The 15,424-nt window shown below is 70.3% G+C and carries 12 protein-coding genes; 4 read left to right on the forward strand and 8 right to left on the reverse strand.

The annotated features are described in order from the left end of the window. Positions 1–6: 6 nt before the first annotated feature. Complete coding sequence (locus VKV26_22980; GenBank protein ID HLZ72779.1) at positions 7–1,131, reverse strand: AI-2E family transporter; 1,125 nt, start codon at positions 1,129–1,131, stop codon at positions 7–9. A gap of 91 nt (positions 1,132–1,222) precedes the next feature. Beyond that, complete coding sequence (locus VKV26_22985; GenBank protein HLZ72780.1) at positions 1,223–2,404, reverse strand: epoxide hydrolase; 1,182 nt, start codon at positions 2,402–2,404, stop codon at positions 1,223–1,225. 216 nt (positions 2,405–2,620) lie between these two features. On the opposite strand from VKV26_22985, the gene VKV26_22990 reads away from it, so the two are divergent. From VKV26_22990 to VKV26_23000, 3 genes are all read left to right on the forward strand, one after another. After that, entirely contained in the window at positions 2,621–2,866 is a 246-nt protein-coding gene (locus VKV26_22990; GenBank protein ID HLZ72781.1) for a hypothetical protein, read from the forward strand. A gap of 161 nt (positions 2,867–3,027) precedes the next feature. Next, positions 3,028–4,197 carry an acetyl-CoA acetyltransferase gene (locus VKV26_22995; protein HLZ72782.1) on the forward strand — a complete coding sequence of 390 codons (1,170 nt, stop codon included), beginning with the start codon at positions 3,028–3,030 and terminating at the stop codon, positions 4,195–4,197. A 67-nt stretch (positions 4,198–4,264) separates the two neighbouring features. Beyond that, positions 4,265–4,624 (forward strand): DUF5615 family PIN-like protein, encoded by a 360-nt coding sequence (locus VKV26_23000; protein HLZ72783.1) that lies wholly within the window; start codon positions 4,265–4,267, stop codon positions 4,622–4,624. Here VKV26_23000 and VKV26_23005 read toward each other — a convergent pair. The 6 genes from VKV26_23005 to VKV26_23030 all read right to left on the reverse strand — a co-directional run bounded on the left by VKV26_23005 (position 4,609) and on the right by VKV26_23030 (position 13,893). Beyond that, entirely contained in the window at positions 4,609–4,944 is a 336-nt protein-coding gene (locus tag VKV26_23005; GenBank protein HLZ72784.1) for a hypothetical protein, read from the reverse strand. The genes VKV26_23000 and VKV26_23005 overlap by 16 nt on opposite strands. Before the next feature lie 52 nt (positions 4,945–4,996). After that, complete coding sequence (locus VKV26_23010; protein ID HLZ72785.1) at positions 4,997–7,045, reverse strand: molybdopterin-dependent oxidoreductase; 2,049 nt, start codon at positions 7,043–7,045, stop codon at positions 4,997–4,999. Between the two features lie 150 nt (positions 7,046–7,195). Then, a complete protein-coding gene (locus VKV26_23015; GenBank protein HLZ72786.1) occupies positions 7,196–10,996 on the reverse strand; it encodes an EAL domain-containing protein in 3,801 nt (1,266 codons plus the stop codon). A 191-nt stretch (positions 10,997–11,187) separates the two neighbouring features. Next, positions 11,188–12,423, reverse strand: coding sequence for an LLM class flavin-dependent oxidoreductase (locus VKV26_23020; GenBank protein HLZ72787.1), 1,236 nt, complete (start codon positions 12,421–12,423; stop codon positions 11,188–11,190). 85 nt (positions 12,424–12,508) lie between these two features. Then, the gene (locus VKV26_23025; GenBank protein HLZ72788.1) at positions 12,509–13,300 is read right to left on the reverse strand and encodes an alpha/beta hydrolase; all 792 of its coding nucleotides are present in this window, start codon (positions 13,298–13,300) and stop codon (positions 12,509–12,511) included. A gap of 14 nt (positions 13,301–13,314) precedes the next feature. Next, positions 13,315–13,893: an NADPH-dependent FMN reductase gene (locus VKV26_23030; protein ID HLZ72789.1), complete on the reverse strand. Its 579-nt coding sequence runs from the start codon at positions 13,891–13,893 to the stop codon at positions 13,315–13,317. A 175-nt stretch (positions 13,894–14,068) separates the two neighbouring features. Here VKV26_23030 and VKV26_23035 point away from each other — a divergent pair, with 175 nt between their 5' ends. Beyond that, on the forward strand, positions 14,069–15,238 hold the full coding sequence (locus tag VKV26_23035) for an acyl-CoA dehydrogenase family protein (protein HLZ72790.1): 1,170 nt from the start codon (positions 14,069–14,071) through the stop codon (positions 15,236–15,238). The last annotated feature ends 186 nt before the right edge of the window (positions 15,239–15,424 follow it).

The following is a 15,424-nucleotide window of genomic DNA, read 5'->3' on the forward strand; positions in this document are numbered from 1 at the left end:
GCCGGCTCAGCGTCGCCGGCCGGCGGCAGAGCGGGGCGCCACCGGCGGCGGGTGCTCCGGCTCGCGCTTGTCCGAGGGCAATTCGGCGCCATGACCGTCCACCGCGGCGGGCGCCACGGAAGGCGGCTCGAAGACGTAGAACTCGTCGAGCAGCGCCTGGACGACGATGGCAATCGGCACGGCCAGCAGGGCGCCGAGAATGCCCAGCGCCTCGCCTCCCAGGAAGAGCGCCACCACGACCACCAGCGGATGGATGCCCAGCACACGGTCCATCAGCTTCGGCGCGATCACGTGGCCTTCGATCTCCACCACCACGGCGTACCAGGCGACCACCCAGATCACCAGCAGCGGATTCTGCGTCAACGCGACGAGCACCGCCAGCGCCACCGTAAGGAAACCGCCGACGTAAGGAATGACCTCAAGCACACCGCCGATCACGCCAAGCGTCACCGCGTAGTGCACGTTGAAGATGCGCAGCCCCGCGCCGAACGCCACGCCGAAAAACAGCGCCAGCAGGAGTTGTGCCCGTGCCCACTGCCCCATGCGCGTGCCGATGCGGCCCATCACCCGCGCCACGCGCGGCCGCTGGTCCGGCGGCACGAAGCGGCGGATCGCCAGCGCGACAAAGTCTTCTTCCACCGCGAGGAAGAAGGCGATCACCAGCACCAGGATCACGGTGATGCTGAAGGAGACGAGGTCGAAGATCAGGCTCGTCAGCGTACTGGCAACGGTGCCCAGCTCGCCCGAGAGGCGGTCGGTAATCGTCTTGGTGGAGAAGTTCTGCGCCTGATCCGGGGCGATGCGGGCGACGAAGCGCTGCGCGTCGTCGGCGTAGCCCGGTAACGATTGGCGCAGCGCATCGATCTCGTCCACGACCAGCGGCACGATCAAGGCGATGACACCGGCGAGCACCGCCAGCACCAGCAGGTAGATCACAAGGATCGTGACGCCGCGCGGCACACCGCGGCGGGCCATAAAGCGCGCCGCCGGGGCGACGGCCGCGGCCAGCAGAACCGCGGTGAAGAGCACGGTGAAGACGTGCTTGAGGGAAAGCGGCAGGAAGTGCAGCACGACCAGCAGCAGCACGAGCGCGCCCAGCGGCCATACCGCCCGCTGCGAAAACCCGACCAAACCGCGCTCGTGCCGTGGAATCTGCATCTCATTCAGGATACGGCAGGGTGCTCCCGCCCGTCGTCTGCTGCGGCGCCGCCATGCCGGGAGTTCAGCGCGCCAGCGACGCCCGCAGCGGCCGGAAGAAGGCGCGGATGTCATCGACGAGCAGCTGCGGCTCCTCCATCGCGGCGAAGTGGCCCCCGCGCGGCATCGGCGTCCAGCGCTGCAGGTTCAGCGCCCGCGCGGCCCAGGAGCGCGGTGGGCGCGTCAGCTCGTGCGGGAAGGCGGCGTAGCCCGTGGGCGCCTCGATGCGCTCGCCGGCGTTCAGGCGCCAGGGGTTGTGCCGGCTCTCGTAGTAGAGGCGGGTGGAGCTGTTGATGCAGCCGCTGACCCAGTAGATCATGATGTTCGTCAGCAGCTGGTCCTTGCTGAAGCTGCGCTCCACGTCGCCGTCGCAGTCGCTCCAGGCGCGGAACTTCTCCACGATCCAGCCGGCGAGGCCGGCGGGCGAATCGGTCAGGCCGTACGCGAGCGTCTGCGGGCGCGTGCCCTGAATCCACTGGTAGCCCGTCTCCTCCAGCCGCCAGCGTTCCGCCTCGGCCATGAACGCCTGCTCTTCGTCGCTGAGCGGCGGCGTGCCGGCGCCGGTGTAGGGGCGCACGCCGAGCATGTTCAGATGCAGGCCGGCGACCTGCCGCGGCTGCTGATACGCCATCGCCGCCGTGATCACCGCGCCCCAGTCGCCCCCCTGCACGAAATAGCGGTCGTAGCCGAGCGTCTCGTGCATCAGCCGCGCAAACAGTTCGCCGATCGCCTGCGGCGTCATGCCCGGCGCCTGCGGATGCTCCGAGAAGCCGTAGCCCGGCAGGCTGGGGATTACCAGGTCGAACGCGTCGGCAGTGTCGCCGCCGTGCGCCGCCGGATCGCTCAGCGGACCGGCGATCTCGATCATCTCGAAGAACGAGCCCGGCCAGCCGTGGCTGATCAGCAGCGGCGCCGGGTTCGGCCCCTTGCCGCGGATGTAGGCGAAATGCAGCTCGAGCCCGCCGACGGTGGCCGTAAACTGCGGCAGGGCGTTGAGCCGCGCCTCGGCCGCGCGCCAGTCGTAGCGGTTCAACCAGTACTCCACCAGATCGCGCAAATACGCGAGGTTGGCGCCGTAGGTCCAGCCGCTGTCGGGAACCTCGTCGGGAAAGCGCGTGCGGCGCAGGCGCTCGTGCAGGTCGTCGAGCACTTCCTGGGGCACGGCGATCGTGAACGGGCGCAGGCCCGCGGGCGTTGCGGTGGTCATCTCGGTCCTCCCTCTGGCGCGGCGCCGCGACAGCGGCGGCTCGACTGACTGTACCGCAGCAGCACGGCGCTGGCGATGCCGGCAACGGCAGCATTCTGTCAGCGCCCGTAATTTCGTAACGATATCGCGGTACGACACGGGTGCGATTTATCGCACATAGGGAGTAGGGTGAAAGGGCGATGGACGCACGTAGGATCTGCTGGAGGAGGTGTCCTCATGGGGCTCATGAGCAAGCTCTTCGGCAAGGGCCAGGAGATCCCCGAAGCGGCGCAGCCGGGTGTTTCGCTGTGCCCGCATACGACGATGACGCCGCGTTGGGATCGCGCGGACGATATCGGTCACGAGGAACGTGCCACCGGCTGGCACTGTGAAGGCTGCGGCGAAACCTTCACCGCGGAGGAGGGCCGGCGCATCCGCGAGGAGGCGGGCGACCGCCTGCGCGATACGCTGCCGACCGGATAGCGCCGGCGGCTAGACCAAGCTGCGTCCATACAGCGGCGGCCGGGAAGGGCTTGAAACGCTCTTCCCGGCCGTGCTGTTATATCGCGCACGGCGTCTCACGCGGCGCCGCACCGTATACTGCGGCCGGAGTGGCCGGCAGGGCCGCCCGGTGGAGGCGCCGCATGTCTGAGCCGTCGATCCGGGACCGCGCGGCGATCGCGGGCATCGGTGAGACCCACTACTACAAGCGCGGCGGCGCCCCCGTCAGCGAGTTCGCGCTGGCCTGCGAGGCGGTGCTGCGCGCGGCGGACGATGCCGGGCTTGCGGTCGAGCAGATCGACGGCTTCGCCAGCTACAGCAACGACCGCAACGAGCCCGTGCGCCTGGCCGCCGCGCTCGGCCTGCCCGAGCTGCGTTGGACGGGCATGGTCTGGGGTGGCGGGGGCGGCGGCGTCGGCGCCGCGGTGGCGAACGCGGCCGCGGCGGTAGCAGCCGGTTATGCTCAGCACATCGTCGTCTTCCGCTCGCTGGCGCAGGGGCAGTTCCGCCGCTTCGGCCAGGGCACGCGCGCCAGCGTCACGGCGGGCATGATGGCGTACAGCGCGCCGTATGGGCTGCTCTCGGCGGCGCAGGTGATCGCGCTGCGCACGCGCCGTTTCATGGAGGAACACGGCGCGACCGTGAACGCCCTGGCCGGTATCGCCCTCGCCTCGTATCACCACGCGCAGTTCAACCCGCGGGCGGTGATGTACGGCCGGCCGCTCTCGCGCGAGGACTACGACAACTCCCGCTGGATCGTGGAGCCCTTCCACCTGTTCGACTGCTGCCAGGAGAACGACGGCGCCGCGGCGCTGATCGTCACCACGCCGGAACGGGCGCGCGACCTCAAGCACAAACCGGCCTACGTGATGGCCGCGGCGCAGGGCTCCATGTTCCGTCACGACCTCTTCACCCACGCCGGCCCCGACTACGCCACGGCGAACTTCAAGACGCTTGCGCCGCGCCTCTTCGCCGAAGCCGGCATCGAGCCGAAGGACGTGGACGTGGCGCAGGTGTACGAGAACTTCACCGGCGGCGAGCTGCTGGCGATGGCCGAGCACGGCTTCTTCGCGCCGGAGGAGGCGGACGCCTTCTGTACAGTCGAGAACCTGACCTGGCCCCATGGCAAGCTGCCGATCAACACCAGCGGCGGGAATTTAGCCGAGTGTTACATGCACGGCCTGGAGCTGGTGAACGAGGCGGTGCGCCAGGTGCGGGGCGAATCGACCTGCCAGGTAGAGAACTGCCGCGTCTCGCTGGTGATCGGCGGCCCGGTCGCCGCCCCGGTCAGCAGCCTGCTGCTGCATCCCTGAGCCGAGCATCGCCCGGAGCCGGCCGCCGTGCGACGATCGGCCGAACATTCCACGCTGAGGGCCGCGGGTGGCCGGCTATTACGCCGACGAGGACGTGCCGGTGCTGGCTGCACGCATCGCCCGCGGGCTGGGGCTCGACATCCTGCACACCGAAGAGCTGGGCCGCAAGGGTGTCCGCGACCAGGACCAACTGCTCTTCGCCGCGCGGCAAGGCCGCATCCTGATCACGCGCAACTGCAAGGACTTTTGGCCAATGAGCGAAGAGTTTGCCGCGAACCAGTCACCGCACGCTGGTGTGCTCTGCATTACCAAATCGCTCGAAGACCGCCCCGCGGCCGAGATTGCGCGGGCGCTTGTTGCGTTCGATCGTGCGCACACGGGCGGAGTACCGCCTTACTACGTCGACTACCTTCACGCCGTGCCGTAACCGTCCCGGTAGGGCGGGATCAGCGGCGCATGCTGCTCCAGCCATGCGTCGATGCGGTCGGCGTCGTCCAGCCAGGCGTCGATCTCCTCGGGGAAGGCTTCATAGTAGGCGCGGGCGGCGGCGAACTCGGCGTCCGAGAGCATGTCGTGGAATTCGCGCGTGTCCGCCCAGTCCCGCGTGGCGCGGTAGCGCTTGACGACCTCGAACACCTCGATGCCGGTGCCGGCAATGCGGGCGCGGCGGCCCGTGGCGCCGTCTACGAAGATGATCCCCGGCACCCGCCGCATCCGCTCGGCCTCGCTCAGAACCTTGGTGGCCATCGCCTCGCTCCAGACAGTCGCCTTCGCGTCTGGAATGAGTATATCCGCCCCGTTAGCCGTCCTTGTCGCCCAGCAGGCACGCCTCCACCCAGGTGCTTTGATACGTCGCGCCCGCGCCCATGTCGGACAGGTGGTCCGAGGTCAGCACGTTGAGCGGGCCGCCGCTGAGGAAGCGCGAGCGGCCGCGGCTGCCCTCCACCACCACCACGCCCCGCTGCCCGTCGGCCGTTACTTTCGCGACCAGGCCGACCTGACCGTGCTCGTTGAACAACCTCACAGCATCACCGTCACTGATGCCGCGCCCTCGCGCATCGTCCGGATGCAGCAGGCAGGCCGGCGTGCCCTGCCTGCGCTGCAGCGCGGCGACGCCGGCGAAGGCGGTGTGGTGCTGATGATGGCCCGGCGCCGTCAGCAGGCGCAGCGGCCAGCGCGCGGCGTCTTCGCCGGCAGGCTGGGCGGGGTCGGGTTGCCACTCGGGCAGACCGGGCAGACCATCGGCCGCCATCGCGTCGGAGTAGAGATGCGTAATCGTCGGGCCGCTGTCTGCCAGCGGCAGCTTCGTGGGCTCGCCGGAGAGCACTGTTTCGAGATCGACCCGCGCCGCCGCGCCGGCGGCGCCCGCGAACAGCGCCTGCATGTGGTCGCGCGGCGTGCGCGTGAAAACCTCGTCCTTCAGACCGAGCTGTGCGGCGAGCTGCTGCACGAGCCAGAGGTTCGGCCGCGACTCGCCCTGCGGCTCGAGGATGCGCGGGGCGTGCTGCACATAACGGTGGCCGTAGCTGCGGTGCAGATCTTCGGACTCCAGGCTCGTGCTCGCCGGCAGCACAATGTCGGCGTAGCGCGCCGTGTCGGAGAGGAAGGTGTCGTGCACGACGGTGAACAGGTCCTCGCGCCGCAGACCCCGGATCACGCGGGCGTTGTCGGGACAGGTGACGGCGGGGTTGTTCGAGGCGACGAACAGCGCCCGGATCGGCGGGTCGTCCAGCTCCAGCAACGCCCCGCCCAGCAGGCTGTGGTTGATGCGGCGCGTGGGCCGCGGCGCCAGGTCGGGCCGGCGCAAGGCGTCGTAGTCGAGCTGCCAGCCGGCGGCGCTGGCCAGCAGCGCGCCGCCACCCCGCTTCGCCCAGGCGCCGACCAGCGCCGGCAGGCAGGCGACCGTGCGCACGGCCATGCCGCCGCCGCTGTTGCGCGACATGCCCATACCCAGGCGGATGAAGGGGGCGCGGGCCTCGCCGTACATCCGCGCCAGTCGCTCGATGTCGGCGGCGGGCACGCCGCTGATGCGCTCCACGGCCCGCGGCGTATAGCGCGGCAAGGTCTCAAAGCAGAGCCTTTCGAAGCCCTCCGTGCGCTGCGCCACGAACCTGGCGTCGTGCAGCCCCTCTCGCACGAGCACGTGCATGACGCCAAGTGCGAGCGCCGTATCGCTGCCGACGCGCGGCGCGATGTGCCAGTCCGCCTGGCGAGCTGTGCGCGTGCGGTACGGGTCGATCACCACCAGTTTCGCGCCCTTCGCCCGCGCCTCGTTGATCAGCGGCACGATGTGGACGTTGGTCGTGACGACGTTGGCGCCCCAGCAGATCACGAGATCAGAATCGACCACGCTCTCCATGTCGCTGCCGGGATCGTCGCCGACGGCGTACTCCCAGCCCTGGTCGCAGGCGCTGTCGCAGATCGTGCCGGCGATAAAGCGGCTGGCGCCCAGCGCGTGGAACAGGGCCTGGAACAGATTGCGGCCTACAAGACCCTGGTTGCCGCTGTAGCACCAGCCAAGCAGCGCCTCCGCGCCCGACTCCTCGATCACGGCACGCCAGCGCGCCACGATTTCGTCCAGGGCGGCGTCCCAGGAGATCGGCTCGAACCGCCCCTCGCCTTTTGCCCCGCTCCGCCGCAACGGGGTCAAAAGCCGCTCCGGCGAGTGCACGCGTTCCGCGTAGCGCATGACCTTGCCACAGAGGAAGCCGCGCGTCACGGGGTGTTCCGGGTCGCCTTGCACGCGCAGCACGTGGCCGTCTCGCACCGTGACGAGCATCGAGCACATGTCGGGGCAGTCGTGCGGACAGACGGTGCGAACCGTGGTTTCGGTGGCGATTTGGCTCATTGCCCGCTCCTTCATTGCCCCGCGCGAACAGGCATTTTACGCCGGCAGACTCAGGCTAGCCTGGGGAATGGTCCACTGCCAGAGCCAATTGCAGACGATACGACTGGGCCATTGGTGGCCGGAGACGCGTGGCTCGATGAACCGATCCGCTCAGCCTTCAGGCAGCCGGGCGAGCACCTGAGCGGCTTCAAGCTGTTCGCCAAAGAGCGGACCTTGAGCAGCATCGCAGCCGATCGCCCGCAGCTTCGCCAGCGTCTCCTCGTCCGCGATGCCCTCGGCCGTGATCTGCAGGCCCAGGTTGTGGGCGAGGTCGACGGCGGTGCGCGCCGCCGGCTCGTTTGCGTCGCGCAGCCGGTCGGCGACGAACGCGGGTGAGATCTTGAGCTCATCCACCGGCAGCCGCTTGAGATACGCGAGTGAGGCATAGCCCGCGCCGAAGCCAGCGATGGCGATGCGCACGCCGAGCGTGTGCAGGCGCATCAGCGTTTCCAGCGCGCGCTGCGGCGAGGAAACCAGCGCGCCTTCACCGATCTCCAGCGTCAAGGCGGAGGCTGGCAGGTCCTGAGCCGCGAGCAACTCGGCGATCATCTCGGCCGTGCCGCGGTCGTGCAGCGCGCGTGCCGGGAGATGCACCGCGACGCCGATCGCCCGGTCTGCCTCGTGCCAGTCGGCGCAGGTCTGCAACGCCCTACCGAGCAGCCAGCGGGTGAGTGGGCCGACCAGACCCGTCTGTTCAGCCAGTGGGATGAACTCCTGCGGCGGCAACGGGCCGCGCCGTGGATGCTGCCAGTGCGGGCGTGCCGCGGCGCGCACGAGTTGCCGCGAGCGCAGGTCGTAGATCGGCTGGAACGAGAGCGCGAACTGGCCGCCCTCGATCGCGTTGCGCATCTCGCCGAGGAGAACCAGCCGATGGGGGCTGTGCTCGTCGTGCTCCGAGGTGTAGACCACCGCGCCGCGCCGGCCGCGCTTGGCGACATACATCGCCACATCGGCGCGGCGCAACAACGTCTGCGCGTCGAGCCCGTGCTCGGGAAACACGGCGACGCCGATGCTTGCGCCGACGCCGATGCCGTAGCCATCGATCGAGAACGGCCGATCGAGCGCCGCGAGCAGCTTCTGCGCGGCGATCTGGGCGCCGGCCTGCGCGTCGCCGGGCAAGAGGACGGCAAACTCGTCGCCGCCCAGCCGCGCCACGGTGTCCGAGCTGCGCAGCGCGTCCTGCAGCCGGTGCGCGACGTGCTGCAGCAACACGTCGCCCATCTGGTGGCCCAGTGTGTCGTTGACTTCCTTGAACCCGTCGAGGTCCATCACCAGCAAGGCGAGTGGCAGAGCCTCGCGGCCGGCCGTGCGGATTCCTTGCTCCAGCCGGTCGCGCAGCAGCACCCGGTTGGGCAGCCCCGTGAGCGCGTCGTGTTGCGCCTGATGCTCGAGCGCCGCGGTCTGCGCCTTGCGCTCCGTGATGTCGTGGAAGGCGATCACCGTGCCGGTGACGCGGCCCGCGCTGCGGATCGGCGAGGCGGAGAAGCTGGCGGGAAGCGGGGCGCCGTCGCGCCGGACAAAGACCGCGTCATCGACACGTACCGGCAGACTCCTGCCCAGGGCATCTGCCAGATCGTCCTGCTCAGGCGCAGCGCCGGCGGCAGGCGGCGCGGGGAGCACCTCCCCAATCGGCCGTCCGATCAGCTTGTCGCCCTCCCAGCCGAGCAGGCGCACCGCCGCCGGATTCGCCAGCGTCACTCGTCCCTCGCCATCGAGCGCCAGCACCCCCTCGCCCAGGTTGCTGGTGATCGCGCCGGTGAAGTCGAGCTGGCGGCGCAGCTCCTCCTCGGCCGCGCGCGCCTCCTGGTAGAGCCGTGCGTTGTCCAGCGCCACCACCGCCAGGCGGGCGAACTGGCCGAGCGTGTCGATCTCCTCCTGGCCGAACGGCGTCTCGCTCTGGGTGCGCATGATGCCCAGCACGCCGATCACCTGCTCGCCCGATTTGAGCGGTACACCGACGGCGGACCGCACCACGTCCCGCACGCCGCCGGGCAGCCGCCCCTGCCAGCGGTGATAGCCGCCGATCGCCAGCGGTTCGCCGCTGGCCCACACGCGGCCGACGACGCCTTCGCCCGGGCGGAAGCGCCGGCCGATCTCGTCTTTGAACAGCCCGGTTGCGGCGGTCAGCTCAAGCCACCTGCCATCCGGCGTCACCAGGTCGACAAAGCCGTGGTCGCCGTCGAGCAGCGCGGTGGAGCGGGCGATGATCGCGGTCAGCACGTCGGCGACGCTGATGTGATTGATCAGACCGAGCGCGGTTTCGTGCAGGGCCGCGCGGTAGGCGTTCTCGCGTCGCAGCCGGTCCTCGGCGCGCCGGCGTTCGTCGATCTCCAGGCGCGAGGACTGGTAGAGCCGCGCGTTGTCGTACGCGATCGAGGCGAGCTGGGCGAACTGCACCAGCACGGCCAGTTCTTCCTCCCCGAACTCATGCTCCTGGCTGGTGAAGGCGAGACCGATGACGCCCACCACTTCGGCGCCGGCGCGCAGCGGCGCCGCTCCGCAGGCGTGTACCAGATCGCGCTCGCTGCCCGGCAGCCGGCTGCACCAGACCGTGTAGTCGGGCACGAGCAGCGGCTCGCCCGTGGCGAGCACACTGCCGGCGAGCCCCTGGCCGCGCTCCATGCGCGTGCCGATCTGGCCGCGAAACATACCGGTGCCCGCCGTGGTTTCGAGACCGACGCCGTCGGCGGTGACGAGGTTGACAAAGCCGTGCGCGGTGCCGAGCAACGCCGCGGCGCGGGTAACGATCGTGTCCAGCAGATCGGCCATCTCGTGCCGCTGCATCAGGCCCAGCGTGATCTCGTGCAACGCTGCGCGATACGCGTTCTCCCGTCGCAGCCTCGTCTCCGCGCGGCGGCGCTCCTCCAGCTCGCCGCGCGCCGCTTCATGCAGCCGCGCATTCTCCAGGGCCAGCGTCGCCAGCCGCGCGAACTGCGCCAGCAGCTCGACCTCGTCCTCGTCGAAGCGCTGCCCGGGGGCCGAGCGGGAGAGGCCGAGTACGCCGACGACTGCTCCAGCCGAGCGCAGTGGAATGCCGACCGTGGCGCGCACCGCGGTGTTGAGGCCGTTGGTCGAGACGCTGCCCTCCCAGGCCGTGTAGTCGTCGATCACCAGCGGCTCGCCGGTCTGCCACACCGTTCCTGCCATGCCCTCGCCCTTGCGCAACCGGCTGGCATGGCGGCCGATCAGGTGGCCGGTGGTAGCCGCGAGCTCGAGCGCATCGCCGTCCGCCGAAACGAGGCAGACGAAGCCGTCGTTCGCGTTGAGCAGCGCTGCCGCGCGCGTCACGATCGCTTCGATCAGCCCCGCCACCTCGACGCGGTCCATCAGGCCGAGAGTGACTTCGTGCAAGGCGGCAAGGTAGCCGTTCTGGCGCTGCAGCGTCTCCTCCGTCTGCTTGCGTTCGGTGATGTCGCGCGCGATGCCGCTGAAGCCGCTGAGGGCGCCGCCGACGTCGCGGATCGGCGAGATCGTCACCGCGACCACGCGGCGCTGCCCATCGCGGGTAAAATGCACCGTCTCGTAATTCTGGACCGTCTCGCCGGCGGCCGCGCGTGTGAACAGCCGCGAGATCTCGCCTGAAGACGGCGGGAAGTCGTCCGGATGCCGGCCGAGCACCTCGGCGGCGGTGAAGCCATAGAGCCGCTCGGCGCCGGGGTTCCAGCTCGTGATCGTGCCGTCGGGCGCGTAGCTGACGATCGCGTCGGTCGACTGCTCGACGATCGCGGCAAGCTGCCGCAGCCGCTCGGCCGTGGCGCGATCCGCGGTGGTCTCGGGCGTCCTGGCCGAAGGCGCATCGGTGCCTTCACGCGCTGCGTCTGCCAGGTGCGCGCCGCGCGCCGCGTTCAGCAGGCGCAGATGCTGCCGGGCGTTCCCGAAGTTGTTGTGCTGCGATCGTTCTGGCGTTGCCACGCGTTCTCGCCGCTGTTCTGCTGCAAGGATCGGCGCGTCCGACCGCCGCATACAGATTCTATCAAACTAATTGCAGTCGTGAACCGCAAATCAGGGCTGCTCGGTGGCAACCGCCACTGGATTGTGCCGCGTCTTGGCGACGCCGCGCCTGCTCCCGGCGGCTCAGCGCTGGCGTAAGCTACTCCCAACGCTCAAGGGCGCGCGGCGGTCGGATCGGCGCCCTCACGGGCCTTGCGCGCCGCGTCCAGCCCCGCCTGCAGTTGCGCGGGCAGCTCCTTGCCGGCGTCTTCGTACGCCTTGGCGAAGGCGGCGGTCGAGCCGCGGAAGGCGAGCGCCTGGTTGGCCTCGATCCAGTCGCGCTGCGCCTCGATGCTCTGCAACTGGTTCTGAAAACGCGGCGCCACGTAGCGCGCCCACAACTCGTAGCTGCGCAGCGTCTTCTCCGTGCTCGCCCACTCGTGCGCCAGGCCGAGCAGGCCCCCGAGGCCGCCGGAGCGCTCCAGGATTGCCTCGACCGCGGTCACCGCATCGTCCGGCGTGCCGACGATCACGCTGCCGCGTTCCGCCGCCTCCGCGATGTCGGTGCCGCTGGTGAGCACGGAGGCCAGCGGCTGCGGCGGCGGCGGCATGTTGCGGTCGCCCACGTACGCGCGGCGGGCGAAGCCCGCGCACAGATCGTCCAGCGCCTCCTGGCGGCTGTCGGCAAGGTGCACGGGCACGACGACGCGCCAGTCGGCACGGTTCACGGTTTGCCCGGACTCAGCTGCTGCCTCCTCGACCCAGCCCCAGGTGCGCTGAAAGCCCTCGTGGTCGGCGCCGGCGACGGAGAGCAGGCCGACGCCGTGCCGGCCGGCGGCCTGCGGTCCCGCGGGGGTGAAGGTCGCCGCCACGGCCACGGGCAGGTGCGGCTCGCTGAAGTTGGCGAGCTGCAGGCGGGCGTCGCGCAGCGTGAACCAGTCCGTTTGCATCGTCACCGGCTCGCGGCTGCGCAGCAGCGCCATGATCGCGTCGAGCGCTTCGGCCATGCGCGTGCGCTGCGTCACCGGCTTGATGCCGAGCATGTAGGCGTCCGAGGTGAGCGCGCCCGGCCCCACGCCCAGCATCGCGCGGCCCTCCGTCATGTGGTCGAGCTGCACCATCGTGTCGGCCACGATCAGCGGGTGGTGATAGGGCAGGCTGGTGACGCCGGTGCCGAGCTTGATCCGCCGGGTGCGCGCCGCCGCGGCGGCGATGAAGACGGCCGGATCGGCGATCAGCTCGCGCCCGTAGCTGTGATGCTCGCCGATCCACGCCTCGTCGAAGCCCAGCTCGTCCAGGTGCTGGATCAGCTGCAAGTCGCGCTTCAGAGCCAGCGTCGGGTTTTCGCCCACGCGATGGAACGGCGCCATGAAGATGCCGAACTTCATGCGTCTGGGCCGGTACGTCATGGTGTTCTCCTCGGGCGTCGCTGCCGCTTGCAGCTTCAGTCTACCGTCTTCACGGTAGACTAATGCGCGGCGGACCCGCCCCGTCTCAGCGTCCGGCCGCCTCGGCCTCGCGCAGGAAGGCGAGCACGGCGGCGTTGAAGGCGTCGGGTTGCTCAAAGTAAACCGAGTGGCCGCTGGCGGGAATGACCTGGAAGCGAGCGCCGCGGACCAGGCCCGCGGCGCGCTCGACGATGTGTGCCGGCGTGACGGCGTCGTGCTCGCCCGCGAGGTACAGCGCCGGCACATCGCTCTCCGCGATGTAGGCGGTGAAGTTGCCGCTCCAGCCGGGGGGCGGGGCGAGGAAGTCGGCGGGCCGGGGCGGATTCTGCCGCTGAATCTCGCGGTAGAGGAACGCACGCTCGGGCTGTTCCCGTACAAACTCCGGCCGCAGGGCGCGTTGCAGCAGCGTGCTGCCGGGCGGCAGTGTCGTTGCATACGCGCGCTGCAAGCGGCGCACGCTGCCGTCGGTGGCGCCGGCCGGCGTGCCGGAGAAGACGGCGGCGCGCACGCGCTCCGGCGCCCGCCGGATCAGGCCCGCACCGGTACGCCCGCCCATCGAGTGCGCGACCACGAAGAAGCGATCCACGCCGAGCAGGTCGGCCAGCGCCAGCGCGTCGGGCACGAACTGCATGCGGCCGCCCGGTGGCTCGCCGGCATCGCGCGAGCGGCCGAAGGCGCGGTGGTCGAAGGTGATGCAGCGATACCACTGCCGAAAGAACGGGACCTGCTGCCACCAGCTCAGGTGGTTGCCGCCCTGGCCGTGGGCGAAGAGGATGACCGGCCCGCTGCCGTGCTCCTCGTAGTACAGCTCAATGCCGTTGACCGGCGCGAAGGGCATCGTGTCTCCTCGCCCTACGTCCGACGCGCGGCCAGCGGGGGCGGGCCGGCCGAGCCCGCACCGCGCAGCGCCTGCCCAAGCCGCAACACGCCGGCGACCAGCTCGGCCAGCTCGGCGCGGCGGACCTCCGCCAGGGCGCCGTCGACGAAATCGGCCGAGGTCAGGTAGACGCCCACCGGCGCCGGCACGGCGCCGAACCAGGCGAGCACGTCGCGCAGGTGCCAGTCGACGCCGAGATAGTGGTGCTGGCTCGCGCCCATCGCCAGGATGCCGCAGGCTTTGCCCGCGAGCGCTTCGACCGGCAGCAAGTCGAGCAGGTTCTTCAGCGCGCCCGTGTACGTGCCGCGGTAGACCGGGCTGGCGAACAGCAGGCAGTCGGCCCGCTCGATCGCTGCGACCACACGGGCTGTGTCGCCGCCGATCTGCGCCGGCGGCCGGCCATCTGCGAAGGCGAGCTGCACCTCCGCCAGGTCGAGCAGCGCCGTCGTGGTTCCCGGCTGCGCGGCCGGCGCGCTCGCCAGCGCCGCCTCCAGCGCGCGGCGCAGGCGTCCAGGAGGGGTGACGCTGCCGAGCACACCGACCAGGTGGGACACCCTCGGCCTCCCGGCGCGGTGCTCGCTGCGCCGCGCCCGCGCGTTGACGCGCCGCCAGTGGCAGCGTACCATCCCCGCGTAACTTGAGCTTTTCAATTCACTAACTCAAGTTCTGCCAGCCGCTCGCCTGTTCCCGCGTCAGCACGTGGTCGGAGCTGTTCGGCGGAGGTCTGGTGTGACGACCACGTACGAGTCCACCGTCGCATCGCTGGAGGAAGCGGTGGGGCGCGCCACGGCGCTGGCCGCGGATTTCGCGGGCCGCGCCGCCGAGCACGACCGCCAGGCCAGCTTCCCCTTCGAAAACTTCGAGGCGTTGCGCGCCGCCGGTCTGCTCAATCTCAGCGTCCCGCGCGAGTACGGCGGCTCCGAGCTGGGCCTGGCGGCCGCCTGCCGCGTAGTCCAGCAGATCGCCGCGGGCGACGCGGCCACGGCGCTCGTGCTCAGCATGCAGTACATCTTCCATGCGGGACTGGCGCGGCGCCGCGCCTGGCCCGAAGCGGTCTACGCCGCCGTTTGCCGCGAGTCGGCGAACGGCATCGCGCTGATCAACGCGCTGCGCGTCGAGCCGGAGCTGGGCACACCCTCGCGCGGCGGCATGCCCGCCACCACCGCGAGCAGGACGCGGGACGGCTGGAAGCTCTCGGGACACAAGATCTACGCCACGGGCAGCCCGATCCTGCGCTACTTTCTGGTTTGGGCGCGCACAGATGAAGAGCCGGCGCGGGTGGGAACGTTCCTGCTGCCGCGCGAGGCGCCCGGCTGGCGCCTCGTGGAGACCTGGGATCATCTCGGCATGCGGGCGACGGGCAGCCACGACATCATCCTCGAAGACGCGCTGATCCCGCTCGATCATGCGGTGGACGTGCGCCTGCCGTTTGACTGGGGCGCCCCCGACCCGCTGGTCGGCGCCTGGAACGGCCTGGTGCTCGCGGCGCTGTACCACGGCGTTGCAACCGCCGCGCGCGACTGGCTGACGCGGTATCTGCACGAGCGCGTACCCGCCAACCTCGGCGCGCCGCTCGCCTCGCTGCCGCGCTTTCAGAGCACGGTGGGCGAGATCGAGGCGTTGCTGTTCACAAGCGAACACCTGCTGCACGGCCTCGCCGCCGAGATCGACGCGGGCGATTCGGCCGCCGCAGCGCGGGCATCGCTGGCGAAGTACGTCGTGACCAACAATGCCGTGCGCGCCGTCGACATGGCGCTGGGCCTGGTCGGCAATCCCGGTCTCTCCCGCACCAACCCGCTGGAGCGCCATCACCGCGATGTGCTCTGCAGCCGCATCCATTCGCCGCAGGACGATACCGTTCTGCTGATGACGGGCAAGGCGGCGCTGGGCATGCGCTGAGAAGCGCAATGCCGCGTCCGCGGCCGGCGGCGACCTTCATGGAGGAAGGCCATGCCAGTCGAATTCGTGGGGATGATCGGGACGCGGCCGGCGTCCGAAACGCACGGCGCCGCCGTCTCGATTATCGGCGGTTCGGTCGATCGTGACTTCGTACGCGACTTCTCCCGCGCCCACGAAGACGCCGGC

It is taken from the genome of Dehalococcoidia bacterium (genome assembly GCA_035310145.1).
Lineage (GTDB): Bacteria > Chloroflexota > Dehalococcoidia > CAUJGQ01 > CAUJGQ01 > CALFMN01.

What these genes read in the sequence shown, in the direction of transcription:
- VKV26_22985 (HLZ72780.1), bottom strand. Translation starts at nt 2,404, where the DNA reads ATGACCACCGCAACGCCCGCGGGCCTGCGCCCGTTCACGATCGCCGTG.
- VKV26_22990 (HLZ72781.1), top strand. Translation starts at nt 2,621, where the DNA reads ATGGGGCTCATGAGCAAGCTCTTCGGCAAGGGCCAGGAGATCCCCGAA.
- VKV26_22995 (HLZ72782.1), top strand. Translation starts at nt 3,028, where the DNA reads ATGTCTGAGCCGTCGATCCGGGACCGCGCGGCGATCGCGGGCATCGGT.
- VKV26_23005 (HLZ72784.1), bottom strand. Translation starts at nt 4,944, where the DNA reads ATGGCCACCAAGGTTCTGAGCGAGGCCGAGCGGATGCGGCGGGTGCCG.
- VKV26_23010 (HLZ72785.1), bottom strand. Translation starts at nt 7,045, where the DNA reads ATGAGCCAAATCGCCACCGAAACCACGGTTCGCACCGTCTGTCCGCAC.
- VKV26_23020 (HLZ72787.1), bottom strand. Translation starts at nt 12,423, where the DNA reads ATGACGTACCGGCCCAGACGCATGAAGTTCGGCATCTTCATGGCGCCG.
- VKV26_23025 (HLZ72788.1), bottom strand. Translation starts at nt 13,300, where the DNA reads ATGCCCTTCGCGCCGGTCAACGGCATTGAGCTGTACTACGAGGAGCAC.